Annotated in this window: 16 protein-coding genes and 4 pseudogenes; 3 read left to right on the forward strand and 17 right to left on the reverse strand. The window is 61.8% G+C overall.

What is annotated here, in order from left to right:
• Nucleotides 1–265: 265 nt before the first annotated feature.
• Nucleotides 266–505: pseudogene (locus tag ABIB95_RS23380) on the forward strand (DUF6538 domain-containing protein); the annotation flags it as partial.
• Here the strand turns inward: ABIB95_RS23380 and ABIB95_RS23385 are convergent.
• From ABIB95_RS23385 to ABIB95_RS23420, 8 genes and pseudogenes are all read right to left on the reverse strand, one after another.
• Nucleotides 478–1,002, reverse strand: coding sequence for a hypothetical protein (locus tag ABIB95_RS23385; RefSeq protein ID WP_354242504.1), 525 nt, complete (start codon nt 1,000–1,002; stop codon nt 478–480). The pseudogene ABIB95_RS23380 and the gene ABIB95_RS23385 sit on opposite strands and share 28 nt — an antisense overlap.
• 238 nt (nt 1,003–1,240) lie before the next feature.
• Nucleotides 1,241–2,107: a DUF7007 domain-containing protein gene (locus tag ABIB95_RS23390; RefSeq protein ID WP_354242507.1), complete on the reverse strand. Its 867-nt coding sequence runs from the start codon at nt 2,105–2,107 to the stop codon at nt 1,241–1,243.
• On the reverse strand, nt 2,104–2,580 hold the full coding sequence (locus tag ABIB95_RS23395) for a UCP036055 family protein (protein WP_354121929.1): 477 nt from the start codon (nt 2,578–2,580) through the stop codon (nt 2,104–2,106). Before ABIB95_RS23395 ends, ABIB95_RS23390 begins: the two co-directional genes overlap by 4 nt.
• Nucleotides 2,581–2,670: 90 nt before the next feature.
• Entirely contained in the window at nt 2,671–4,347 is a 1,677-nt protein-coding gene (locus ABIB95_RS23400) for a ParB/RepB/Spo0J family partition protein (RefSeq protein WP_354121928.1), read from the reverse strand.
• 254 nt (nt 4,348–4,601) lie between these two features.
• The gene (locus ABIB95_RS23405; RefSeq protein ID WP_354242510.1) at nt 4,602–9,695 is read right to left on the reverse strand and encodes a helicase-like domain-containing protein; all 5,094 of its coding nucleotides are present in this window, start codon (nt 9,693–9,695) and stop codon (nt 4,602–4,604) included.
• 166 nt (nt 9,696–9,861) lie between these two features.
• Nucleotides 9,862–10,423 (reverse strand): annotated as a pseudogene (locus ABIB95_RS23410) (DUF1419 domain-containing protein).
• 321 nt (nt 10,424–10,744) lie between these two features.
• A complete protein-coding gene (locus ABIB95_RS23415; protein WP_354242513.1) occupies nt 10,745–11,653 on the reverse strand; it encodes a DUF3991 and toprim domain-containing protein in 909 nt (302 codons plus the stop codon).
• Nucleotides 11,654–11,845: 192 nt separating this feature from the next.
• Entirely contained in the window at nt 11,846–12,022 is a 177-nt protein-coding gene (locus tag ABIB95_RS23420; RefSeq protein ID WP_208073966.1) for a hypothetical protein, read from the reverse strand.
• Between the two features lie 622 nt (nt 12,023–12,644).
• On the opposite strand from ABIB95_RS23420, the gene ABIB95_RS23425 reads away from it, so the two are divergent.
• The gene (locus ABIB95_RS23425) at nt 12,645–13,031 is read left to right on the forward strand and encodes a response regulator (protein ID WP_354116204.1); all 387 of its coding nucleotides are present in this window, start codon (nt 12,645–12,647) and stop codon (nt 13,029–13,031) included.
• A gap of 37 nt (nt 13,032–13,068) precedes the next feature.
• Here ABIB95_RS23425 and ABIB95_RS23430 read toward each other — a convergent pair whose 3' ends face one another.
• The 9 genes and pseudogenes from ABIB95_RS23430 to ABIB95_RS23470 form a co-directional block, all read right to left on the reverse strand.
• Nucleotides 13,069–14,277 (reverse strand): sensor histidine kinase, encoded by a 1,209-nt coding sequence (locus ABIB95_RS23430; RefSeq protein ID WP_354121990.1) that lies wholly within the window; start codon nt 14,275–14,277, stop codon nt 13,069–13,071.
• A 311-nt stretch (nt 14,278–14,588) separates the two neighbouring features.
• Nucleotides 14,589–15,113, reverse strand: coding sequence for a hypothetical protein (locus ABIB95_RS23435; protein ID WP_354242517.1), 525 nt, complete (start codon nt 15,111–15,113; stop codon nt 14,589–14,591).
• Between the two features lie 74 nt (nt 15,114–15,187).
• Nucleotides 15,188–17,080, reverse strand: a complete 1,893-nt coding sequence (locus ABIB95_RS23440) for a response regulator (RefSeq protein WP_354121923.1) — start codon at nt 17,078–17,080, stop codon at nt 15,188–15,190.
• A 29-nt stretch (nt 17,081–17,109) separates the two neighbouring features.
• The gene (gene kaiC / locus ABIB95_RS23445) at nt 17,110–18,591 is read right to left on the reverse strand and encodes a circadian clock protein KaiC (protein ID WP_354116207.1); all 1,482 of its coding nucleotides are present in this window, start codon (nt 18,589–18,591) and stop codon (nt 17,110–17,112) included.
• A complete protein-coding gene (locus ABIB95_RS23450) occupies nt 18,588–18,878 on the reverse strand; it encodes a circadian clock KaiB family protein (RefSeq protein WP_354116208.1) in 291 nt (96 codons plus the stop codon). The genes kaiC and ABIB95_RS23450 overlap by 4 nt, the downstream gene beginning before the upstream one ends.
• 169 nt (nt 18,879–19,047) lie before the next feature.
• Nucleotides 19,048–19,719, reverse strand: coding sequence for a helix-turn-helix transcriptional regulator (locus ABIB95_RS23455; protein ID WP_354116209.1), 672 nt, complete (start codon nt 19,717–19,719; stop codon nt 19,048–19,050).
• Nucleotides 19,720–20,877: 1,158 nt separating this feature from the next.
• Nucleotides 20,878–22,197 (reverse strand): annotated as a pseudogene (locus tag ABIB95_RS23460) (beta-ketoacyl-ACP synthase).
• Nucleotides 22,194–23,048: pseudogene (locus tag ABIB95_RS23465) on the reverse strand (beta-ketoacyl synthase N-terminal-like domain-containing protein); the annotation flags it as partial. The pseudogenes ABIB95_RS23465 and ABIB95_RS23460, both read right to left, overlap by 4 nt.
• Nucleotides 23,017–23,751 carry a spermidine synthase gene (locus ABIB95_RS23470; RefSeq protein WP_354242522.1) on the reverse strand — a complete coding sequence of 245 codons (735 nt, stop codon included), beginning with the start codon at nt 23,749–23,751 and terminating at the stop codon, nt 23,017–23,019. The pseudogene ABIB95_RS23465 and the gene ABIB95_RS23470, both read right to left, overlap by 32 nt.
• Nucleotides 23,752–24,019: 268 nt before the next feature.
• On the opposite strand from ABIB95_RS23470, the gene ABIB95_RS23475 reads away from it, so the two are divergent.
• Complete coding sequence (locus ABIB95_RS23475) at nt 24,020–24,340, forward strand: helix-turn-helix transcriptional regulator (RefSeq protein ID WP_354116215.1); 321 nt, start codon at nt 24,020–24,022, stop codon at nt 24,338–24,340.
• The last annotated feature ends 18 nt before the right edge of the window (nt 24,341–24,358 follow it).

Raw genomic sequence — 24,358 nt, forward strand, 5'->3', positions numbered from 1 at the left:
GGCAACGGCGACGGACGTTGCGGAGAGTACTCCGATCGAGTGACGCACCTTTTGCGCTAGTCGCCTGATGGCAGCGTTGTCGATGACGGTCCATTGGACGGGACAGACTTTCGTCGAAGGCGGAATTCCATTTCCGGCGGTAGCTCAAACGGTGGGTTTTGGTCTAAGAAGATCGAAAATGCATTATCTTTCAATGGGGATTGACTGACACTCTCTCCGCCACGGACCCGCGCAAGCGCCTTGGAAGAATCCGCGCAGCAAGGTCTGGTGGTTTCGTCGCCGCGTTCCCTCGAAGTACCGAGTTCTCGGGCTTCCCGCCGAGATCAAGCTCTCGCTCGAGACCAAGGACTGGGACGATGCCGACGATCTGTGTCAGAGCATAAACCTCGATATCGAGCGTCGCTGGAAAGCCGGTCTCGAGAATCTAGAAAGACCGCCGATTGACACTCGCGCTCCAATTGGTGGGCCCTTCGCCTCTCACCGCCACGCAGCGGAAACGCGATGACGCGTCCGAAACTGGGCGATCGCCGTCTCCTGCCGATCGAGCTTGCGCGTGAGAGCGTCGATCTCGCCGCGACGAGCCAAGGCGAGCTCCGCGACATGCTGCTGAAACAGCCGCTCATCCGCATTCGTCCAGCTCGATGCGTTACGGCCGCGCTGCCTTCGCTTCGTCCGGTCGGTGATCGTCAGCCGTTCGGCCCGTGACGCGATCTGGCGCTCGATGAGGCCGAGACGGCGCTGCGTCTCGGCTTGCGCGGCTTTCATGCGCGCGAGTAGGAGGCGTTGGTCTTGACGCTCAATCATCGCTCCGTCCTCACGGGCCATAGAGGAGGCGGACTCGTCGGGAGTGTTGTCGTCCGGGAGGGACACCGCGGCGATGGATGAAGCGACGTCGTCGCCAGCGACGCCCCGCGCCGAATCGATGCCAGCGTGCTTGCGCATGCCTGGCGTAAGGATGCCGTCGAGTGCGTAGGCGATGGCGCTCTCGGGATAATGGTGCACGTGCATGAGGAGATCGACGGCGACAAGGCATTCATGGCTGAATCTCCTTTCTGTCGACGTCAGCCGGGCAGGGCTTCGGCGCGTGGATGGATACGCGCACGGCGCACCTCCAAGCATCGGTGCCGGTGAAATGCCGTCGGAGCCGCGGATGCCAGACGACGAGGACCGGCGTTTCGCCGTCCTCGGCAGTGGCCGTGCGCCAGCCGAAAGCTTTGGCAATGAGGCGCCATGGCATGGATCACCTCCATCCGACGATGTCGGAGGGGCCGCCGTAGACCTGGTGGCGCGCCTCATCGATCACGAAGCCGAAGCGGCTGACCTGATATTCGTCGGAAGGGACGAGGAAGCGACGCTCCTTAGTCCCGGGCCCGCGCTTGCCGCCCGGCGTGGCGACAGTTTCGACGAAGCCGGCCGCGTGCTTCGAGGTGATAGCCGACACGACGATCCAGTCCCGCGCGTGCGCCTGCTCAAAGGCGCGGCGGTCCTTTTCGTAGGACTCGCCCGGCTTGAGGATCGCGCCGAAGATCGTCTCCCAGGCGTCCGGCCAACTGTCCTTGATCGTTCTCTCGGCGCAACGGCGTTCGAACGCCGTGAAGACATGCGGGAAGGTGATCGCCACGATCGCCCATTCGGCATCTTCCTCGTACCAGCCACCCTTCGAGCGAAGCATGGGGTGGACCTTGCGGTTTCGCTGGGCCGAGAGCTTGAAACCGCCGTGCCCAGCCGCGGAATGCGCCGCAACGCCTTCAGCGTAGACGGTCGCGCCCTGCGAGGCGCCCCAAGGCGTGTGGTCGCGCGAATGGACTTCGACGCGACCGAGCATCCTGCGCTCGCGTTGATGCTCGGCGTTTTCGAGCACGCGGGCGCGGAATGCGACCTCGTCGGCGAGCTCACCGGAGTGTCCGTAGAAATTGGAGCGCGTCCATTCGCCCATCGGGCGAGAGATGCGCCAGCCCGTCACGAGAAAATGCCGGCCGTCACGGATCGGCGCCATCGCAAAGGCCGTCTCGCCGACAAGCGCGACGAGAAGGCCGTCAGCGCTGCGGCCAAAAGAGACGCCCTGGGTTTCTGGGGCTTGGTCGGAAGCGGGAGACAACGCGTTCATGCCGCGGTCCTCCCCTCGATGATGTCGGCGCCTGCCTCGTCGGCCGTCACTTCTTGCAGCACGGCGTGCGGATAGCCGTGGCGTGTCAGCCACTCCTTCGCGTCCGCCTCGTTCGTGGCGAGATAGACGAGTTCGGCGTCATCACCGGCGCGGTCGAGCACGCGGACCGAGCCGATGGCTGGACGTTCGACGACGGTGAAGTGGAGCTTCGACTCGAGCGAAAACGTCCGGTGGACGCGGATGGCGATGACGCCGCCGGCGCCATAGTCGACCTCGTGCAGGGTGAAACAGGCCGACAGCGAGACATTGCCGACGCCTCGTCCGCCCCGCTTTCGGATCAGGCGGCCCCCGCTATTGCTGGACTGCCAGGCGGCGAGTTTCTTCCTGAAGCGCGCCGGCGGCTGCGGCGTTCCGTCGGACCAGGCGATAATCGAGCCGATGGGTGCGTTGTCGAAGATCGTGTGCGCGGACATCGTGTCCTCCTCAGTTGCGTGTGCGTGGAAACAAAGCCGCCGCCGGCTGGGCCGGCGGCGGTGGATCATTCGAAGAACAGGCGCGTTCCTCTATTCGGCCGCCTCCCTGAATGCCTCGGTTTCTTCGTCAGAGAGGTCATCTCCCATGCCGGCGGCGTCCTCTTCAGCCTCATCGGCGTCTGCCGGCGTCTCGCTCGACGATAACCATTGCGAAAGCTTCACGGCGTCCGGCGCGAAGAGCGCTGCGGGATGGACGAAGTGGCCTTCCTTGAAATGCTCAACGAGGGCAGCGCGCGTGTCCTTCACCCGCTGGCGCGGCAGGACTGGCGTCTCCTTGCACGACGCCTCGAGCGCTGTGCGCGACAGGCAGGAGAGGAAGTTCTCCGTGCCCATGTTCGGCAGGAAGGTGTCCGCGCCAATCACCTCGCCGGCGACGCGGGCGACGATGCCGCTATTGGTAGCGTTCTCCCGGCACGAGAATACGTCGACCAGCATGGTGCGCGCCGCGACACGAAGCGTGTCCATGTCGAAGGAGAGCTTGCCGGCGCCGTCGAACAGTGCCGCCGCGTTCTTCGCAAGCCGGCTGTGGCCGTAATAGGTCCCGCCGCTTCCCGTCGTCACGGACACGTTCTGGCCTGCGAAGGCGAGGATCAGGAGCGCCATCAGCGTGTCGTCCTCGATCGGCGTCCGGCCGAGCGCCTCGCGCAGCGCGTCGGTGCGGTAGTCGCCGATCATCTCGACGCCCTTGCGCGTCACGTCGGGACGTGGCTTCGAGACTTCGCCGACATCGTCCGGAGCGTTGTCAGAACCGGAGCCGGTCTTACCCTTCGGATTCTTCGCCGCAGGCATACGGTAGTGCACCGTCTGCACGCGGCCGTCGCGGTCGAGATACATCGCGGTGCAGTCCGACTTCGCCGGCTTGCCGTGGACGCGCTCGGCCTTCGGCGGCAGCTTCACCTCGCCGTAGTTGGTGGTCTCGGCGATAATGTCTTTCTTCGGCAGGTTGGCCGCCATCCACTCCTGCTGCGCGCCGAGGAACGCCTCGACGTCTGTGGTGTAGCGGCTGTCTTCGTCGGCGGGAGCGAAGAGATCCTCGACCCAATGAATGCCGTAGGCCTTCGCGAGGTCGTCGCCGAAGCTGGCGTGACGAGCAAACATCCGGGTCTTCTGCAACGCCTGTGCGACGCTCCACCACGAGACCTGCGGATCAGCCTTCGACGGCTTGTGCTTCTTCCAGACCTCCTTCTGCTCATCGAGCGAGGCGGCAGCGATCGTGCGGAGCTGGCGCTCGTCGGGCATGTCGCCCTTGGCCATGTGGTCGAGCATCGCTGGCAGCACGTTGGCCAGCAAACGAAGTTTCCTGATCTGACGCACCGGCAGCGCGAGCGCGACGCCGATCGCCTCCTCCGTCCAAGCGAGCGCGACCAGACGCTCGATTGCGCGCCACTGGTCGATCGGGTTCAGCGCCTCGCGGGCGATATTCTCGACCATCGAGCGCATGGCGCCGTTATCGTTCGCCGCCTCGTCGACGAGCACGTCGATCTCCTCGAGGCCGGCGGCGATCGCCTGCTTCACGCGGCGGTGGCCGGCATTGATGACGTAGCCGTTGCCGCCGCCTGTCTCAGGCGTGATGACTGGCGGCTGGACGATGCCGACGGCCTTGATCGTGGCGAGCAGTAGAGCGTCGGCCTGGGGAGTCGATTTCGTCTGGCGCATGCGCTCGGGGTTCTCCTTCAGCGCGCGCGGATCGACCTTGATCAGTTGCATGGGAAGGCTCCTTTTGGGGTTGCGGACCGGCGTCGCCGGCCCTTGCTCGTCTTCTTCCCGAAGACACCCCTGGGCCCTGCGGAGCGGACGGGCCGGTGCAACTGCGGCCGTGCATCCCTGGCCGGCAGGCCGAGCGGGGCAAAGCCCTGCGCAGGACGACGGGCAGGGATCGCGCAGGCGGCGGTTGAGCGCCAGCGTCGGCGGCCCGCCCGATCTGCGAGCGGGCCTTCTCCCTTCCTCTCTCCTCCCTTTTTTCATGCGGCCGCGGCCAGCTCACCAGAGCTTTCGCTGTCCTCCGCCAAGGCCTTCTCCACCTCGCCCAACTGCCGGCGCTTTTCGGCAAGCTCGCCGGCGAAGGCGAAGTCCCCGCCATCGCGGGACTCGTAAGACGCAAGCCGTCGGCGGGCGTCGGCGAGGCGCTGGCGATAGCGCTCCCGTTCGCCCTCGAACTCGGCCAGCGCGTGCTCAAGACGGGCGATTGCGCCGATCGGCGTGACCGTCACCGGCAACTCGATCTCGTACTCGGCGCCGGTTCGCTGCAGCATGGTGGTGTAGCGGTAGCCGTCGTGACCGATGCGCTCGCCGCTGTACGCGACGCCGAAGCCTCCGATCGAGGCGATGACGGTCTCGCCCTCGTACTGAAGCTGCACCAGCGTCAGGATCTCCTTCATCAGCGCGCGGCCAGCGAGCTTGCGCTCCGCGTAGGGCGTTCCGGTCACCGCCGCGGAGAAGGCGTCACCGGCGGTCGGGACACGACGCTTGATGTCCCGGCCGATCTCGCCGATGCGACGGCTGGAGAGCTCGATGTCGCACTCGGCCTCGCGCATCTGCCGCCGCACAGCGTGCTGGTGGTCGATGTGCGCAGCCCTCAGCCGTTCGAGCCGCGCGATGTCGGCTTCGAGGCCAGCTTTCTGCATCAAGCGCGGGTCACCCGACGCGATCGCCTTTGCCATGGCGAACTGGTTGGCCTGGCTCTCCCCCATGTCCTCGAGCCGGCGGATCGAGGTATCGCCGGAGAGCGCGGCGGCGATGAAGCGGGCCTTGCGCTCGTTGTTCTGCCACATCTGCGCATCGAGGCTGCCTTCGGTCCCATCGGCGAAGATGTCTATCTCATCGTGCTGGTTGCCCTGCCGCACGATGCGGCCCTCGCGCTGCTCGATCTGCGACGGAAGCCAGGGCACGTCGAGGTGGTGCAAAGCCTTCAGGCGAAGCTGCGCGTTGACGCCGGTGCCCATCGTATCAGACGAGCCGATCAGGAAGCGGACCTTGCCGGCGCGCACATCACCGAACAGGCGCTGCTTCGCCTCCGACTTCTTGTAATCCTGCATGAAGGCGATCTCGCCCGGTGGCACGCCGAGACGGACCAGCTCGTCGCGGATCCAGCGGTAGGCGGAGAAGCCGCGGCTCTTCTCGACGCTGATGGTGCCGAGATCGGAGAAGATCATCTGCGCGGCGCCGGGCAGCTCGAAGGGCTTGCCATCCGCGCGCGTGTAGCTGCTCTCGGCTGTCTCGCTCCAGATCCGGAAGGCGTTGCCGACGAGCAGATTCAGCTTGTTGTCGGCCTCGTTGTCGCCATCCGGATCAACCAGACGCAGGTCGATTGCAGCGTGGCGGCCGTCGGTGATGACCGAAAGCAGGATGTCATCGCCAGGCTCCGGTGCGCGGTCGCGCTCCTCGATCGCCTTGATGCGCTCGCCGAGCCGGGCCTGGTAGCCCTTGAACGCCGGCGATGGCTTCGCGGTAAGGATCTGCCGTTTGCCGGTCGAGACCGCCGGCACCTTTACGCACTGGCGTAGGTCATCCGGCATCACCACGTCCGCGAAGGAGCGGAACATAGCGATGAGCTCCGGCACGTTGACGAACGTGGCGAAGCGCGTCACGGGCTTGTACTTCCCGGAGGGCTGCAGCTCAAGTTCGGTCGTGACGTCGCCAAATGTGCTCGCCCAGGCGTCGAACTCGTGCAGGCCGCGCTCGACGAGCGCCTCGTAGCCGAGGTAGCGCTGGACCGAGAACATCTCGCCGAGCGTGTTGGTGATCGGCGTGCCAGAGGCGAGCACGAGCGCGCGGCCAGGGTTCTTCGTCTCGATGAAGCGGGATTTGACGTAGAGGTCCCAGGCGCGCTGCGAGCCGTTCGGATCCACGCCCTTCAGCGTCGACATATTGGTCGCGAAGGAAAGCTTCCTGAACTCCTGCGCCTCGTCGACGATGATCTGGTCGACGCCAATTTCGGAGATGGTCAGCAGGTCGTCCTTGCGGATCGAAAGCGATTCCAGGCGCTCCCGCAAGCCCTCCTTCAATCGCTCGAGGCGCTTGCGCGAGACGCGATCGTCACTTTCGACCTTGGTCAGCAGTGCTTCGTAGAGCTCGAGTTCGTCCTGGATCAGCTGCTGCTCGAACGCCGACGGCACCGCGATGAATCGGAACGCGCTGTGCGTGATGATGATCGCGTCCCAGGTTGCAGTTGCCGCGCGCGACAGGAAGCGGTGTCGCTTGTCCTTGATAAAATTGGTCTCGTCGGCGACGAGGATGCGGGCGTTCGGGTAGAGCGCCAGGAACTCGCGCGCGGCCTGCGCCAGGCAGTGCCCCGGAACGACCAGCATCACCTTGGCAACGAGGCCAAGCCGGCGCTGCTCCATGACGGCGGCGGCCATCGTCATGGTCTTGCCGGCGCCCACCGCGTGCGCCAGGTAGGTCGAGCCGGCCGAGATGATGCGCCAGATGCCGCGCTTCTGGTGCCCATAAAGAACGAAAGCGCCAGAGGCGCCCGGAAGCTTCAGGTGCGAGCCATCGAAAGCTCTCGGCGCAATGTTGTTGAAGCGGTCATTGTAGACGCGCGCAAGACGGTCCGTGCGATCGGGATCGGACCAGATCCAGCGCAGGAACGCGTCCTTGATCTTCGAGAGCTTCGTCTTTGCGGCTTCGGTGTCGACGACATTGAGGACGCGGCGCTCGCTGTCGCCATCCTTGACCGTGTCGAAGATCTGGGGGACGCGGCTGTTCAGCGCGTCGGCGAGAAGCTCGCCGGCGTGCCGGCGGTCGGTGCCCCACTCCGACGTGCCGGCCGCCATCCAGGCAAGCTGACGTGCCTCCACGGTCCACGATGCGAGCTCCGGCATGTGGTGGATTCTGATCTCGGCGTCCATGGTTTCCTTCACGAAGGCGACGACATCGGCGGCCGGAATCCACGGCGCGCCCAGACGCGCGGTGATGTCGGAGGGCTTAAGGTCTGCGGGCTGCACGCCTTGCAACGCCGTAAGGTTCGGCTCGTAGGAAGGGTCGAGCGCGGCAGCGGCCTCCGCAATCTTCAGCTTGTCCCGCACGTGGCCAGAGAGGTAGGCGTCGGCCGTCTGCCACGAGCCGTCAGCGGGGTCGCGAAAGATGGCGCTGCCGAGTTCGGCGACGACGTCGTCGCGGTCCCGGTGCAGCAGCTCGGCGATGTGGTCGATGTCGACGCGGCCGCGCTCGTTAAGGACGACGGCGAGCGCGTCTGCCGCGCTGGTGATTTCCGGGGCTGCCGGCGGCGCGATCACCCGCTCAGTGAAGATCGGCCCGGGCTTCGTGGTGTTGGTCTCTTGGTCGTAGTCCTCGATCGAGGCGACCAGCCAGCAGTCGGGGTCGTCGAGGAAGGGCTGGATGTTCAGCCGGCGGTGCGTTTCGCGCACCTCGCCGGTCTCCTCGTCCTCGGCGGTCGAGACCTTCGTGAAGTTGATCGGGCCGAAGTCCCGAACGAAGTTCGACCAGGCGATGCGCAGCCTGACCTGGGCGTCCTTCCACGGCCGGTCGAGCTCCTGCGCCTTCAACACCTCGCGCACGGCGTCGCGGACCGGAATCAGCTTCCGGATGATGCGCACGTGCTTTTCCGGGATGCCGTCGGCGCTGCGGCCCTTGCGCGCTTTCACCGCGACCGGGTCGCCGTCCAGGACCTGCATCAAGCCGTGGGCCTTGTCGAAGAAGTAGCTGCCCTCGCGCACGTGGCTATCAGCAGGCCACTCGGCGTCAGATGGACCGCCGGCTTCTTCCAGGTCGGGATCGATCACCTCCGGCTCGCCGTCGTAGACGGCTTCCGGAAGGAGGTCGATCGCGGCTTTGAGCATCGCTTCGAGATCCTCGTCCTCGCGCGGCAGGCATGTGTAGGCCTCGCCGAAAGGACCGGACGCGAGCGCGTGCGCGCCGAGCACGAAATCCGGGCGCTGCGCGAACCATCGGTTCACGCGGATCGCGCTCTCGTCTTCCGCCGCCAGCCGAACCTCGTCGAGGTCGAGCCACGACAGGTCGCCTTCCGCGTCGCCGATCTTGCGCTTGCGGAAGAACAGGATGTCGACGACGACGTCGGTGCCGGCGCTGGCGCGGAAGCCGCCCTCGGGCAGGCGAATGGCTGCGATCAGGTCGGCCGACTTCGCGATGTGCTGACGCGCCGATGCGTCCGCCTTGTCCATCGTGCCGGAGCTCGTGACGACGGCGGCGAGGGCGCCGGGCTTCAGGAGGTCGATTGCCCTTGCGATGAAATAGTCGTGCAGTCGAAGGCCCATCGACCTGTACAGGCGATCCGAGCGCACGGTCCGGTCCGAGAATGGCGGATTGCCGACGGCGAGGTCAAAACTCGCCGGCAGCTCGGTGCGCGCGAAATCGCCTGTGACGATCCGCGCCCGCGGCTGCAGCAGCCGGGCGATGCGCGCGGTGACGGGGTCGAGCTCGACGCCCGTGACGTGGGAGGTCGCGCGTAATTCGTCCGGCATCAGCGCCGGAAACAGCCCGGTGCCCATGCCCGGCTCGAGCACGCGGCCGCCGCGCCAGCCGAGGCGCTGCAGGCCCGACCAGATCGCGCGGACGATGAACTCAGGCGTGAAGTGGGCGTACTGGGTGCACCGCGCAAGCGAGGCGTAGCCGGCGTCGTCGACCGCGTCCTCAAGGTCGGCGCCGATCTCCCCCCAGCCCTGCGCGAACTCGGATTCACCCGGCTTGCGGAAGACGCCGTTGGCGAGCTCGGAAGCGCCGAAGCCCGTGAAGCGGATCAACTGCCGCTGCTCGTCCGGCAAGGCGGGCCGCTGCTCCGCCTCGATCTGCGCGGCGAGCCGGATGGCGGCAACACTGTCGCGGGCGCGCTGCTTCCAGCCCGTTGCCAGACCGCGCTCGCTGGCGAGGTGGAAGTTGTCGCCGCGCATACGCGTCTTGGGCGCACAAGGCCGCACAGGTGCGAGCGCCGGCGCGGCGGCGGCCGGCGGCGGCGGGTCGCGGTCATGGTCGTCGCCGTCCAAGTCGGCGGCGAAGGCGGTGACGCCGAGGCCGAGGCCCGACGAGAGGGCGGTGATGCCGAAGAGGTCGATGGTGAAAGGGTCGTCCTGCGCCATTGGAAATGTCCTTCTGCTGGGCGCGCGCGACCGCGCCGCCGTCGCGAGCTGCGGCGGACGGCACGGCGTTGCGGGATTGACGAGAGAGCCGGCGGGAGCCCGGGTGCCGAATTGCGCAGCCCGGCGCAGGGCCGGGCTGTTCGCAGCTTGAGGAGAGCGGGTCCGGCTAGGCCGCGACCGCCTCCGGCAGGTGGCGGAGCTGCACCGGCAGTTTCGCTGCGATCTCCATTTCGGTGAGGTCATCCAGCAGCTTCAGCGCGGTGCCATGCTGGCCAGCGCTCGCCGGCGTAGCCGCGATAGTCGTCATGCGTGCTCGACCAGATGTGCTCGAGCCGCTCTTCGCGCCTCATCGCGCGGACAGGACGCGACTCGCGCTCGATGATCGCGGCCTTCATCCGCTCCGGCGACGCTCTGTCCGACAGGTCGCAATAGCCATGGAACCAGCGCATCTGGCCGTCAATCGACAGGGACAGGAAAACGCTTGTCACGCTTGCCGTCATGAATTCGCGCATTGCGAACATGTCGCCTCGCATCCACAGTGGCGGCAGGATCTCGAGCGTGTAGTCATGCTCGGACTCAGCAATCTGGAACCACTCGCCGGCGAAGAAGTGTCCTGCCTCGCCCTCGGCCATGGCCGGATTGCCCCGATGGCGGTTGAACATACGGTGCATCTCGTGGCGCGTCGCGACGCCTTCGAAGATTTTGCGAATGGTGGGTAAGATGTGCATTGGCGGCTCCTCTTGGCCTGGCCGGACTGAAGCGCGAGCGATCCGCCTGATCTCCTCGTCACTTCAGTCCTTCATCACACCTCCTCGGCGGCCGCCTCACCGGTCCGGCGAGTCAAGGGCCGCGGAACGCGGGCGAAGCTCACCCTTGACGCGCCGGCCGGGCATGCGGCAGCGGTTTACCCCCTTCGTTCTTTCTCCCTCCTTATTTCGGACTTCCTGTCGCATCGCTCAGGGGCATAGCCCCGCCATTGCGATCATGCGGGAGCCTTCGCCGCGCCGCCCGCGAGTTCGCGCGTCGGGCGGGCCTCCGGCATCGATTGCTCAGCTGTTCTCCAGTCTCTTCGCCAACTCCATCAGATCCTCATTCCAGTCGCCGGCGCACGGTCGCAATCGCGCATACTGCCCGCTCGTGTCCGCGGCGATGGCACGAACGCGATCGGCGTAGATGTCACCCTGTCGATTGTTGTCGGTTGCTGCCACAAGCCGGGCGTTGGCGCGCTTGGCCAAGCTGCGGATGGCTTCCTCGGTCGCCGGCGACCAGCCACCTCCGGTGCTGACATAGAGGGTATCGGGGAGTCGGACCTCGATCGCGGCAAGGCTCATGGCATCGATGGCCGCCTCAGTGATGCAGATCCGCTCGGACCCGGGCGGTCCGAAGCGGAACAGATCCTTGGCGCCGTCACTGGCGAAGCCGCGCCATGCCGGCCCACGCTCCTCCCAGCCCGTGAGCGCTCCAGCAGAATCGCTATGTGCCGCCCACATGCTGCCTTTTGGCCCCTCACGCAAACGATCGCAGGCGACCGCCTGCTCCACGATTTCAGCCGGCAGCCCGCGTTCATCGGTGAGATAGCGCCAGGCTCGCGAGCCCGAGCGCGGCTTGAAGCGATGTCCCCACCGCTCAGCAATAGACTCAAGCACCTTCAGCCTTGCCGGACGCTGCCACGCCGGCGTGCTGGGGACGAAGCCAATCGTATCGGCAACACGGTCGCATGCGTCAGAGAAACCTACAGATCCAAGATGTCCGGCGAGAGAAAATACGTCCCCTTTCGCCGGCGACAACGGGTCGAACCAGCCGCGCCCTCCGTGGAGGACAATGATGATATTGCTGTCGCGGCGATACTTGATCGCGCGTCGGGTGCTTTCCTTGACATCGACCTTCCAACCGTCCTTCTCCAGCAGGGCCGCGCAGCCGACCTTTTGGCGCAGCTCTTCGATTTCTCTCTTGTCCATTTGTCTGCACCGGACTCGCGCAAGGGAGTCCGCCTCCTTCTTCTGTTGGTCTCACTCGCTCCTAGACTTCCGGAACATCCCCGACGCGCCGATTGCAAGGGCGCGCTGACCAAGGGCCAGTCGTCGCATCGTCCGACGCGGCGAAGCCTCCCTTGCAGCCGGCATGGCGCCAGCGGCAGCCGGTCACCCGGCTCAATGAGCCGGGCTCCAGGGGTCGTACTCGTGAACGATGGCGTCTTGATCGCCGTCGTACTCGCTGGAGACCATCACGCCAAATTCGTTATCAGCCTGGAAGAGAATGACCGGCACCATGAGCGTGCGGGCCAGATCGAAGGCGTGGTTCTGAGCGAGAGTGAGATTGTGCGACATTGAAGGCTCCCGTCTTGCGGCGGGGACCATCCCCGCTCGACAGGCGCCGACGTGTTCGGGGGCGGCTGCGGTCACCTCGAGAGGCGAAGCCGGAGAGGTCGCACGCTTGCGTAGCGAACCCCTTGCGGGTTGATCGTGGAAGGCCGCACCAGAACCAAGGAAAGCCCATTCGAGAGCGGGGTTGGTACTTCACCGGGAGCATGAGCCAAAACGCACATAGTTGGTCCCGCGGATAACCCAAGCGCAGGCTGCTTCGCGAATTGTTCATTCAAAGTATTGAAGGTCGTCGGCATCGCGCGCACACATGGATTAGATTCCGTGCCTATTACCTGAGTTTTTCGGATTGGGCCAAAGACGAGAGCTGCGCGATCGTCCGGAATTGAGAGAGCATAGCCGGGTTATTTTTTGGCATACTTTCGAGCCGCCTGCAGGCCCTTCGCCAGGGCTTGATTTCTCAGAGCAAGGATCGGTGCCGCCAGCAACTCGGCGCAGGGGCCTACCGCGCTCGAGGGGCGAGGGCCGAGCATGGAGACCGTCTTGTGTTCACTTTTGGACCTTTCTAAGGGAACCGATCCTTGTGTTTCGAGTCATCCCGCAGGCAATGAAGCCCAGGAGCTGGTGCTTGGATCAACCCCTTCCCATTCTGGTGGTCGAAGACGACCATTTGGTCCAAGAGATCGTCAAAGACGCTCTCATCGAAGGCGGCTTCGAAGTTGTGATCGCTTCCTCCGGCGAGCAGGCAATGAGTTCGCTCGATGCGAGCAAGCCCAAATACCGCGCCCTGGTAACTGACATCAAATTGGGTGGGAAGATCGAGGGTTGGGAAATCGCGAAGCGTGCCAGAGAAATCGATCCGGCGCTTCCGGTCGTCTACATGACCGGCGACAGCGCGGACAATTGGGCTGCCAACGGCGTCCCCAACAGCATTCTTCTGACCAAACCCTTCGCGCCGGCGCAGCTCATCACCGCCGTTTCCCAGCTTCTCAACACCGGCACGTCCACCACTTAGGGGCGCCTTAACGCCTGTCGCCCAAACCGATCGCTCGTTATGAGAGAGAGGTGTCGAGTGGCACGTCGAGTTGAATTGTAGCGCCCTTTGGTTCGGTCGCGGACACAGTGATACGCGCGTCAAGCTGGCCGACGAGGCTCTTGATCACCTTGAAGCCAAGGCTCGCGCGAGGCTGGTCAAAGTCGAAATCTTTCGGGAGTCCGATGCCTTGATCGGATACCTCGACATGAAGGTCTTGGCCGCGCTGTTCCCCGGAGACGCGGACCTCGCCCGAACCCGAAGGGTAAGCATGCTTGGCAGCGTTGGTCACAAGCTCATTAATAAGGAGTCCGAGCGGTATCGCCTTGTCGGCTGAGACCATCAGATGGGCGAACTTGCAGCTTACGTTGTGGCCTGGCGAGGTTTCCTGCAGCTTGTGGCAGAGCTCGCCAGCGAAGTCGGCGATGTCAACAAAGCCGATCTGGTTGCTTCGCCAGAGATGGTCATGCACCTGCGCTATCGTCGTGATGCGCGAAGCAGCGTCGCTGAGCGCGTTTTGAACGTCCTTCTGCGCGTTGTGGCCCTGCACGCGCAACAGCCCGACGACGGACGCCAAGCTGTTCTTGACGCGATGGCTCATCTCGCGCGTCAGCATGGCCTGATACTCCAGGGAATCGCGGAGTTGGGCGTCGGCATGTTGCCGCTCGATGGCGATGCCGAGCAATCCGGCGAAACCCGCAAGGAAATCAGCATCGGCAAGGTCGAACTGGCCTGCATCGGGACTGTCGACTTCGAGTACGCCGAACGGCAGATGGCCTTCGCCGCCTCGCGCGATCAGGACGTTAATAGCCCGTTTGACGCCATGGTCCGCCAACAATCTCGGCGTGCGGAACCGGGTTTCTTCCTGAAGGTGGTTCGAGATCACGATTTGCCCGGTATGGAACGCGTACCCCGCTGGCGATTCCATATCGATCCCAAGAGAGACGTTGCCTATCGTTTCCGGCGCCCACCCGACGCCTGCACACACCAGCAGCCGTTTTTCGTCCGGCATATATTTCAGGACCTTCGCAAACGGAGCATCGAGACCTTGCGCGCACAGTTCGGTGGCACGCTGGAGGATCTGTGTGATGTCGCGGGTCTGCAGGGCGGAACGTCCGAATTCGCCCAGCAGGGACTGCTGCCGCAAACGGTACGGAAGCTCCTCTCTCGACCTCGCGGTCGATGCCGCCGGAGAGGATACCGACTCCTTTCCCGGTGAGATGGACATAATTTGCCAGTCCTTATTGCCGATCTCGACCAAGGTCGAGCGCCTGGACCCTAGCATGCCCAGGTTTGGCGGACACAGGAATCCGGCAGGAGCGTTGCAAGTCGCCGCCCCCGGGCTCGTTAGCGCTGGAAAATCAACCCGAACAAGGGTGGGAGAGTCGGAAACCCACGTCGAGAAGCAAAATCGTCAAGTGCCGAACATCTCCAGGCTCAAGCATGCCTTCGAGTTAGGTTCTTGCATATCGGACTCACCGTTGTGGCCGAATAGATGAACGGCACGACAACGACGGCTCGCGCTCAGCGTCGCTCTATTTAAGGCTTCCGGTCGGGTGCCACGAACGGATTGGTCTCTGCACCCTCTCGACTATTTTTCTCGAAACAAGCTTCGAGACGCTCAAACGCTGCAGAACTGCCGTCCAGCGGGATACGCAGCGTAGCGCCCTCTCCGCGGACATCTAGAACGTTAGCGGATCGAAGTTTTCCGTTAAACGGACGATCGGCAAGCGCGACCGTCACACCCTTCGTTTCAGCGAGGGCTTTGGCTTCAACGGACTGCGAACCCGCGACCAAGCGGACGGGGTAGGCTTTACCCCGATCGAGCTTCCATTTCGGGGAATCCAGAAGAAGCAGAAGCCCGTCTTGAGTCCGCGTAAAGCTGATGCCGAGGCCGCCTGTTGAACGATTCATGACACAGGAATCGAACTTGTCGGCCTTGTAACTCGTCGCAATTTCCCACGAGCCAACGGTCACGGTCTGGCTGTTCTGGGATTGAGCGACGGACGACGAAGTTGGACAGATGGAAATTACCAGAAGTGAAAGTGCAAGCACAATGCGCATGGCTTACCCTCCATTTTACGGGTCCTGGATCTTTGCGTTCGTCCGAAGCGAAGGGAAAAGGCCTTCTAGCAACATCATTGTTTTGACCATAACCGAATGCCAAATCTTTGAAGCGCGGCCAGGAGTTCCTTAGGAACAAATGGCTTTGACAGAACCGTCAATCGGTCATCCTGTGCAAACCGACTACGAACGTTATCGTCGGCATAACCGGTCGCAAGGACAATGGGCAGGTCAGGCCGGACTGCGCGAATATCTGCGATCAATTCATCGCCGCGCCGATCAGGCAATCCGAGGTCGATAATAGCGCCGGCAAGCTCGTCCTGCTCAGCGCGAAATTTGGCCCATCCCTCTGAGGCGCTGGCGGCTTCGATGGAAACGCATCCGGCGTCAGCGAGAGTGTCTGCGACAAACATTTGGAGCAGAAACTCATCCTCAACCACGAGAATTCGAGTTTCTCCCCGCTCTTTATGACGATCTAGCAATTCCCGAATTCGCGTTGCGAGTGCGGAGTAGGAGAAGGGCTTGCTGAGCAATTCGATCTGGGCATCGAGCCTGCCCTCGTGGACCAAGGCGCCGGCGGCATAAGCCGTCGTCATTAATATTTGAATGGAGGCGTGGATCGCCCGAGCGCGTTCCGCCAACACGCGTCCATCCATTCCACCCGGCAGTCCAAGGTCGGTAAACATCAGGCAAATGTCGTTCTCACGCCTAAGAATATCCAACGCGGACGCGCCATCGATGGCTTCGAACACCCGATAGCCCAGTTCCCGCAGGCTGTTGGCCGCGTAGTTACGAACGTCCGCCTCGTCCTCAACGACAAGGATCGTCTCGCTTTGTTTGCCGAGCGGCACAGCAATTGCTTGGGGCTCGGCAATAGGGGTCCAGGTGGGAACAGCCGCATCTAGGACCTTCGGCAGATAAAGTTTGGCTGACGTGCCGATACCCGGTTCGCTGTAAAGCTTCACGTGGCCGCCGCTCTGTTTGATGAATCCGTAAACCTGGCTCAGCCCCAAACCTGTTCCGCGTCCACCGGTCTTTGTCGTGAAGAACGGCTCAAAGACCTGCTGGAGCACATCGGGCGTCATGCCCATTCCCGTGTCTGTAACGGTGATGAGAACGTAAGATCCTCTGCTGACATCGATATCGCTCGTTGCGTACGCAGCATCGATCTCGACATTGTCCGTCTCGATCACAAGTTGCCCGCCCGATGGCATCGCATCTCGCGCGTTGACCGCAAGATTCAGAATTGCCGCTTCGAGTTCGGTCGGATCGATTTCAACGCTCCAGGCGTCTTCGACCAATCTGGTCCGCACGACGATCTGCTCGCCCAGCGTACGTTGAAGTAAATCGGACATCCCAGAAACAAGAAGGTTGACGTCAAGCAACTGAGGTTCGAGCGGTTTCCGCCGCGCAAAAGCCAGCAACTTCTCCGTGAGCTTTGCCGCCTGTCGCGCGCCGCGGCTGGCGTTTTCGAGCGCGCGTGACAAGGCAGGATCGGTGATGGCGCATCGGCGCTGAACGCTTTCCAGATTGCCAAGCACGACAGTCAGCAGATTATTGAAATCGTGCGCTATCCCAGCCGTCAGCTGTCCGACCGCCTCCATTTTTGCCGAATGCCTCAGACGTTCCTCGGCTGCCTTGCGGGCCGAGACATCTCGAAGGCTTGCAAGGCGGACAGGCTGACGATCCCAGGTTGTTTCGACGATCCGAATTTCTGCGTCAATTTGATCGCCATCCGGCTTGTGAATAGCGATCTCGGCCGTGTCTCCGGCGATAAACGGTATTCCGATCGGACTCCCGATTAATAGCTCGGCGTGCCGCCCGAAAATCTCCTCGGCAGCGGGGTTGGCAAACAAGACATTCCCGCCCTCGTCAATGACAATAATCCCATCGGCATTCTTCTCGACGAGGAATCTGATCTCGGCTTGATCGATGCCGCTACGAGACTTGGCATCCGCACTATTCATGGTACCGACCTTGCCGTGGGTTCACCGCTTCATTGTCCAACGTCATCATTGGTGAACACATTTGGCACGTCTTTGAAGGTTTCGCCAAAGTGCATACCGGCACCGTCGATTGTGAACTTCCGAATTTCCTTGGCATGTTCGCTGCCACGCATCTTCAGCACCATAAGACCTCGATGCATGGTGTTCTGCTCCTGGATGTAGCGCAGCAAGATGATGGAATCAGTCAACGTCGAAATGTGTTGCTCGCTGACGCTCTCGCCGCCGATGAGGGATTTGCTGGTGGCGGTGCAAAGCCCGGCGATTTCGCGCTTCTTGATGAAGGAGGTGAGGCTGATCAGAAATTCGCGGAACCCGGTATCTGGAGCGATCCGTTCCAATGCCGACAGGCTGTCCACGGCGATTCGGTTCGGCTGGAATTCATCGACCAGGCTCTGGATCGTAAGCAGATGATCGGGCAGCCCCTGAGCCTCGGGATAAAGACAGACGATTTTGAGCTTTCCCGCGGCTTCCATCTGGGCAAAATCGGCGCCCCAGCCGCTCGCGTTGCGGAAGAGCTGGCCTTTGCTTTCCTCGTATCCAAACAGAATGGCTTTCTCTCCGGCTGTTACGCCCCCGGCGAGAAAATTGGTGACGAGCAGGGTCTTGCCGGTGCCAGTGGCCCCGCTCACTAGGGTCACGCTATCGCGAAAAAGCCCGCCCCCGCACATTTTGTCGATTTCAGAATTTCCGCTTGTGACACGCACCGTGCTCGATTGCTGTTCGAGACGAAGCGAGGAAAGCGGGACGGCGACGACCCCTTGGTTCGCCAGCAGGGTGAAGGGTGCCTCACCCTCGGCGTGGTGGCTCCCGCGCATCTTGAGGACTTCGATGGTGCGGCGACGCTTTTCTCGATGAAGCACGTTGCGCAAGATGACAACGTTATCAGCAACGAATTCTTCCAAGCGATGTCGAGTGATCTCTCCATACTCACTGTTACGTTCCGCCGTCATAAGCACGGTGAGGCCGGTCTTTTTGAGGGCGCTGCTAATATGAAACAGCTCGCGGCGAAGGATCTTCGGGTCGCCAATAAAATGGTCAAAAAGTTGAGTAAGCGAATCGAGAACGACACGCTTGGCATTGACCGTCTTGACCGCGTGCTGAATGCGTGAAAGCAGACCAACCAAATCGAAATCGCCGATAATCAGTTCGTCGCTTGCTGGTGGGCTGGCGTCCACAAACCCCAAGCGGCCTTCCTTACGCCATTTCGCGAGTTCCCAGCCAAATCCCAGCATATTGGCTTCAATATCCGCCGGAGGCTCCTCAAACGTTACAAGCACGCCATTCTCACCAAACGTGGTAATTCCGTGAGCGAGAAATTGCGTGGCAAAGACTGTCTTGCCGCTCCCGGGCGTGCCGCCAACCACGGTGGTTCGGGCGCGAGGCAATCCGCCCATGACCAGTTCATCGAAGGCCTGAACGCCGGTCTGCACCCGATCCAGCACGGCAGCAACGTCGACATCCTCGGTGGTCATGCTTTTTTTCCTTCAGATTCGATACCGAGAAAATCGAGCACTCTCTCCACGTCGCTGAGATCACCGATTATCCGCCGCGGGCGAACAGGGTGTTCAAAAGCGAGGGTCGGTGTGGCGATGATCGCAGCTTGCTCGGCTAGTTCTGGATTCTTGAGCACATCGACAATTTCGACTTCCAACTCGTTGTGCGACTTTGCGACGTCTCGCAGGCGCCGCAAATTCTGCTCCGCTCGGCGAGAGGTCGCTGACGGTCCGGCGATGTAGAGTCGAAGCACGAGGTTGGTCACGTCGGAATCGCCTTCTTGGCGCTGAAAACATCGGGCGTCGCCGATGAAGCCGCAGCGGACCTCGCACCGCGCGTGCGGACCATGGCGGCACTTCCGAATGCCACCGTGAGTCGTCTTAGAAGACACGGTGAGCCCGCTTCCGGCAAGAGAGAGAGAAATACCAACCCTACTAGTAGAGTCCGCCGCCTTGTGGCATTTGGCCCGGGCGTCTCGACGAACGTCGCGGGCTCAACGCGTCGTCTCTTGTAACCGCACGCTCGCGCGCCCAGATAACGGCCGCACTACGGCGGTTTACGCCAATTTTGCGGTACAGGGACGCAATATGATTGCGAACCGTGTTCTGGGAAAGATGGAGCGTCTCGCTCATCTGGGAATCGCTTCGCCCTTCGCAAATTAGCCACAGCACTTCGCGTTCCCGGCCCGTTAAAATATCAATGTCGGACGATCGCGGGGCCGATCGCGTGCCTTGGCGCAGAGCGCTGAATTTCTCGACGATCATACGGGTGAGCCAGGAGCTGTCGGCCATGATGGCCTCAATCGCGGCGATGAACTGCCACGGCTCCTTTTGATCGCCGGTCTGTTGAATGACGCACACCGGGCGCGGCTCATTATCAATCATGACGTCGGCGGTCGTAATGAAGCAATCCAGCGCCGGGCGCTCAGACCTGCGTATTGGCAACTCAAGCTTATGGAGGCCACCGTTAAGCCGACGGCGCAAGTTGTCGTCGATCCAGACGATTTGTCCTGAGGCATCTACAAGAATGGCGCCATCCCCGAGAGCAGAAGCGATTGGCTTCAACTCTTCATCATCTCGCGCAAAATCCTTCGTCACCTGGTCCATGACGGCTCCCTGTGTTGATAAATGACAGGAAAGAATTGGAATGTGCCGAGATAACTTTACGAGGCTAAACTGGTTCCGGCCTACTAATTCCCTAGTAGATCGGAACTATTTCCGGTCTAACGGCACGGAGAAGGGCAAATCTCAATCGCTGGCCGCCCACTATCTTTGAGCAATCGGTGGACAGGCGTGAGAAATGGCCTTCAACAATTCGCTCGCTTCGGGCCAGAAATTCATTTGCGACGATCAACGCGCAAATGGTGGACTGCATTGTTGCCGCCACACGCCGCGATGGCTTAATTTACCGCAGCCTCCAGCCCGTCTGAGCTCCTGGCAAAGGGGCCTTGAGGTCGCGCACGGCTGGCTTTCGACGCCGTAACGTCACTGAACCAAGCTCCCAACGAGGCTGATTCAAGGTGGCGGTTATATTCGTTTCGGCTAGGCTAGAATCGGATGAGAACAAACGGTGACGAACACCGATGTACGCGGAAGGGCCTATTTTTCAAGGGCTTCCGAGCACTGCGCGGACGGCTGCGGACGCTTTGGAACGGGCTTGAACCGCCTAGTTGGCGCCCCTGGCCGTCAATCGCTTAATACCATAACCGATTGAATATAAAGCAATTTTTGTCTTCGTGTTCGGGCGATACCAACAGGAATACCAACAAACTGACGCGCTGTCTTAGCTAGCAAAAATAATTCGCGCGCTCCCTAGCAGCAGGGCATGAGCCAAGTGGCGAAATCCGCCTCGTCCTTCGTGCGCGCTTTCTTGGCGATACTGGTGTTGGAGCTAGAGGCCATGGTGGTCCGATTGGTTCGCCCGCCCAAACTCGCCGGCGTTATGGCGATCGTTGGACAGTTCGCTTGGGCTTAGTGGTCGGCCGCGTCTACCAATCTTAGCCATTCCGCTGCCATCTCGCGCAGAATCTTACGCGATTCCCGATCATTTGTTTGTCTCGCTAACTTCACGCAATGCTCGGCGTAGCCGACGTATTCCTCGCGTTTTTCAATTGTCGGAATTGACATGGATGACCTCGCTCGATCTTGCGGTAGTCCGCGCCATACGCTGTCAAGCTTCTCGAACTTCATCAGCATTCTTCGAGCCCCCACCTCCGAATGTGTAAGATGATCGGACGCTCAATATTTGCCGAGTCTCCCGGATGTCTACCCCGGCTCACGTCGCATGATGAGCGATACATTTTGGCCGCCGAATCCGAACGAGTTCGACATTGCCGTAGCGACCCGCGCGTCTCTTGCCTTGTTGGGCACGACGTCAAACGGAATTGCCGGATCCGGAACATCGTAGTTGATGGTGGGTGGAATGCGCTGGTGTTCCAGCGTAAACAGGGTGAACACCGTTTCTATGATACCGGCGGCAGAGAGTGTGTGTCCGATCATCGACTTGTTGGACGAGACGGGGATCTTGCGGGCATGATCGCCAAAGACGGCGGCGGCGCCGAGATATTCCATCTTGTCGTTCTCTGGCGTACTGGTTCCGTGAGCGTTGATGTAGTCGATCTGATCGAAGGTCATGCTTGCATCGGCGAGAGCGTTGCGGATGCAATCGGCGATCGGAACTCCGTCCGGTTTGGGACGGGTACGATGGAAAGTGTCCGCCAATTCACCGCAGCCGGCGATCACGCCCAAGATTTTCGCGCGGCGTCCAGGCTCTCCAGCACGAGCGCGCCGGCACCTTCAGCCATCACGAATCCTTGCCGGTTCTTCGAAAAGGGCTTCGATGCGCTGCGCGGGGTCATCGTTCTGAGTGGATAGCGCCGACAGGAGGGAAAATCGCACCATTGCCTCGGCATTGATGGAACCATCGGTTGCGACGCAAAGCGCGGCGTCGGTTTCTCCGCGCCGAATGGCCTCGACGCCAAGCTGGATCGCTGTTGCCCCCGACGCGCAGGCCGTTGAGACCGAGATGGGCGATCCCTTTGTGCCGAAGGTCTCACAGAGGTGGTCAGCAACCGAGCCGAACAGATAGCGAGCGTGGACGTGCGTGAAACGCCCGCCGCCGCTGGTCTGGAGCAGGATGTCGTAGTCTATGGAGCCTGATTCGCTGGAGGCTCGCGCGATTTCTTCGCGTTGCGGCCACTCGACTTCGACCGGCGCCAGACCGAGAAACAACGGGCCTGGAAAATCACCCTTTCGTCCAATTCCCGATTGGCCGACAGCCTCTTCGATGACGATATCCGCCAGACGCTCGGCCAGCTTTGTCGACGAGAACGGCTTCACCTCGACGAAGTCGATAGTGCCGGCGATACGCGTCTTCAAACCATGGGTGGAGAACCGCCGGATGGTGCTTATTCCAGACTCTCCGGCGGTAATTTTCGCCCAATTCTCAGCCTTGCCTTCGCCAAGCGACGTGATCACGCCCATACCGGTAACGACGACGATGGGACGATTGTGGCCGTCACGCGTCTTCGTCTTCGCGCTCCGCAGCTTTGTGGATGCCAAGCCGGTTTCAAGGAGTGCCGTCATGCGACGGCCTCTATGAGCGCCATTCCCTCTCCGCGCCAATGACCGACGCCGATGGCCACTATCTGGGCCGGCATCACGCCGATCTCGGTCTCTCGGCCGGATGTGTCGTTTGGAGGGACCAACGCGCCGCGGGACACGCTCAACGAAGCAAGCGCCAATGCTAACGGGAATTGCGCTTCGCTGAGATGTCCGAAGGACGTGCCGATCGCGCGGACGGGGACATCCCCGTGTGCCGACAGGAAGGCTGCTTCTTCCTCGGTGGCAATGGCAGCGCCGGTCGCTGCCGTGTAGATCGCGGTTGAATCTTCGGTGATCCTCAGGGACGCCCAGAGGCCTTCCAGAACGCCTTCGACTCCGCCCGCGGCAGATCGAGAGGAATGACCGGAGACGACGTTGACGAGCCGTGCAAACGGCTTGGCGCCTCGGCGCTCCGCATGAGGTCTCGACTCAAGCACCAGAAATACGCCACCCGATCCCAAAGCAAAGCCACCGCCGGTCCGCGACCAGACCGATGCGAAGTCCTTCTTGAGATTGAAGCCGCCGCATTCGTAGAGCATCAGCATTTCCTTGCGCTCGCCGTTGTGCGCGGCGCCGACCAAGGCAACCTCGCTCTGTCCGGAGGCGATCTTCGCCCACGCAATCCGGACGGCGTCCACGCCGGCGGCTGCCTCGCCCATAAAGGTCCGCGACGATCCGGACACACCGTGGACGATCGATATGTTGCCGGCGAGCAGATTGGATAGCTGCGTTCCCCCAGGGAGGAGACGAGCCCGACGCCTGTTATCCACGTCTCGTGTCGGTCTGCCGAAAGCTGCGACATTAGCGCAATCCACAGGCAAGATCGCGGCTTCGCAATCTTCCGCGGCGGATTGCCCAGCGTTCATGGCTATGGCGCATCACGCGATCGAGCGCCGCCCGTGAACCCAAGGTCTTCTCGGGGATGCAGGCGATGACGGCGTTGCGATCCTCGATGAATTGCTCGTCGACAATCCATGTCCGCAGTTCTTCACCGGCGAGCCTTGCTGCGATCCGGTCGGGTGTCGGATCAATGTCGTGGGCGACCATTACGTTCATCACGATCCGGCCGCCCGGTGCCAGGCGGGCGCGGATGGCGTCGCAGGTCTCCGCATCAAACTCTTCCGTGAAAAGGAAGCCCGGTCCACCGACGTCGATCGCAATGCCGTCGTAATATGCGCGGTCATCGAACACGAATTTTCGAAAGTCGGAGACGATGCATGGCAATTCGTCCGGAAGATCGAAATACCTGTGCGCGAGCACGAAACTGATCGGGTTGATGTCGACGATGGTCAATCTCTTGCCGAGACGCCACAGCCGTGTCGCAAGATTTCCGCCGCCACAGCCCAGGACGAGGACTTGTTCGGAGCGGGATAGGAGTTCGTCCATGAGCTTGACATAGGTGAAGACGCTTTCGCCGTCGGGCGTTGCCTGACTTTGCCTTACGCCTTCTTCGAAGTACACGCGCGTACCGTCCCAAGAACATTCGACGATATCGATCTGTCCGTTCTTTCCTTGATAACGCCCCAGCAGTTTCACGGCAGGCAACTATCCTAAGATTAGAGTATCAGAATACATGCATTAAACATCTCTTATCATGTAATTTGCGGGGCACCAACGATTTCGGGTCTTGCTGGTAATGTTTCCGCATTCTCCGATAGAAATTCGATACAAGTCTCCGGCCGCAATCCAGTTCACGCCATTGAGAATTCGGCAATGATATATTCTTTATCTAGATTGATGCTTGAGACAGTAATTTGGATGGTGTAGATCTCTCCATGAGAAACTTACCGGAGCTCGCCATTTCATGATCACGGCCAACCAACTTAGGGCCGCCCGCGCGCTTCTGAATATTGACCAGCGGCAGACGGCCGAACTCGCTGATCTTTCAGTCCCCACCATTCAACGCATGGAAGCAAGTGACGGAGTTATCCGCGGGAACGTCGATTCTTTGATGAAATTGGTTTCTGCATTGGAGAATGCCGGGATCGAATTGATCAATCCGGGAGGGCAGAGTTCGGCCGGTGGTCGAGGCGTCCGTCTCAGGGAGCACGTCACGAAGCCGAAAGTGAAGAACACGAAGCAGCCCAAGCCTTCTTCGCCGCGGACTTTGGAACGGGCGCGATGACCCCCCGAGCCATCCGAA

The organism is Bradyrhizobium sp. LA2.1 (genome assembly GCF_040547725.1).
Lineage (GTDB): Bacteria > Pseudomonadota > Alphaproteobacteria > Rhizobiales > Xanthobacteraceae > Bradyrhizobium > Bradyrhizobium barranii.

Bases quoted from the DNA above. Each gene is read 5' to 3' on its own strand.
- ABIB95_RS23400 (WP_354121928.1), bottom strand. From the start codon at position 4,347: ATGCAACTGATCAAGGTCGATCCGCGCGCGCTGAAGGAGAACCCCGAG.
- ABIB95_RS23420 (WP_208073966.1), bottom strand. From the start codon at position 12,022: ATGTCGCACAATCTCACTCTCGCTCAGAACCACGCCTTCGATCTGGCC.
- ABIB95_RS23395 (WP_354121929.1), bottom strand. From the start codon at position 2,580: ATGTCCGCGCACACGATCTTCGACAACGCACCCATCGGCTCGATTATC.
- ABIB95_RS23475 (WP_354116215.1), top strand. From the start codon at position 24,020: ATGATCACGGCCAACCAACTTAGGGCCGCCCGCGCGCTTCTGAATATT.
- ABIB95_RS23435 (WP_354242517.1), bottom strand. From the start codon at position 15,113: ATGCGCATTGTGCTTGCACTTTCACTTCTGGTAATTTCCATCTGTCCA.
- ABIB95_RS23405 (WP_354242510.1), bottom strand. From the start codon at position 9,695: ATGGCGCAGGACGACCCTTTCACCATCGACCTCTTCGGCATCACCGCC.
- ABIB95_RS23390 (WP_354242507.1), bottom strand. From the start codon at position 2,107: ATGAACGCGTTGTCTCCCGCTTCCGACCAAGCCCCAGAAACCCAGGGC.
- kaiC (WP_354116207.1), bottom strand. From the start codon at position 18,591: ATGACCACCGAGGATGTCGACGTTGCTGCCGTGCTGGATCGGGTGCAG.
- ABIB95_RS23430 (WP_354121990.1), bottom strand. From the start codon at position 14,277: ATGTCCATCTCACCGGGAAAGGAGTCGGTATCCTCTCCGGCGGCATCG.
- ABIB95_RS23415 (WP_354242513.1), bottom strand. From the start codon at position 11,653: ATGGACAAGAGAGAAATCGAAGAGCTGCGCCAAAAGGTCGGCTGCGCG.
- ABIB95_RS23440 (WP_354121923.1), bottom strand. From the start codon at position 17,080: ATGAATAGTGCGGATGCCAAGTCTCGTAGCGGCATCGATCAAGCCGAG.
- ABIB95_RS23455 (WP_354116209.1), bottom strand. From the start codon at position 19,719: ATGGACCAGGTGACGAAGGATTTTGCGCGAGATGATGAAGAGTTGAAG.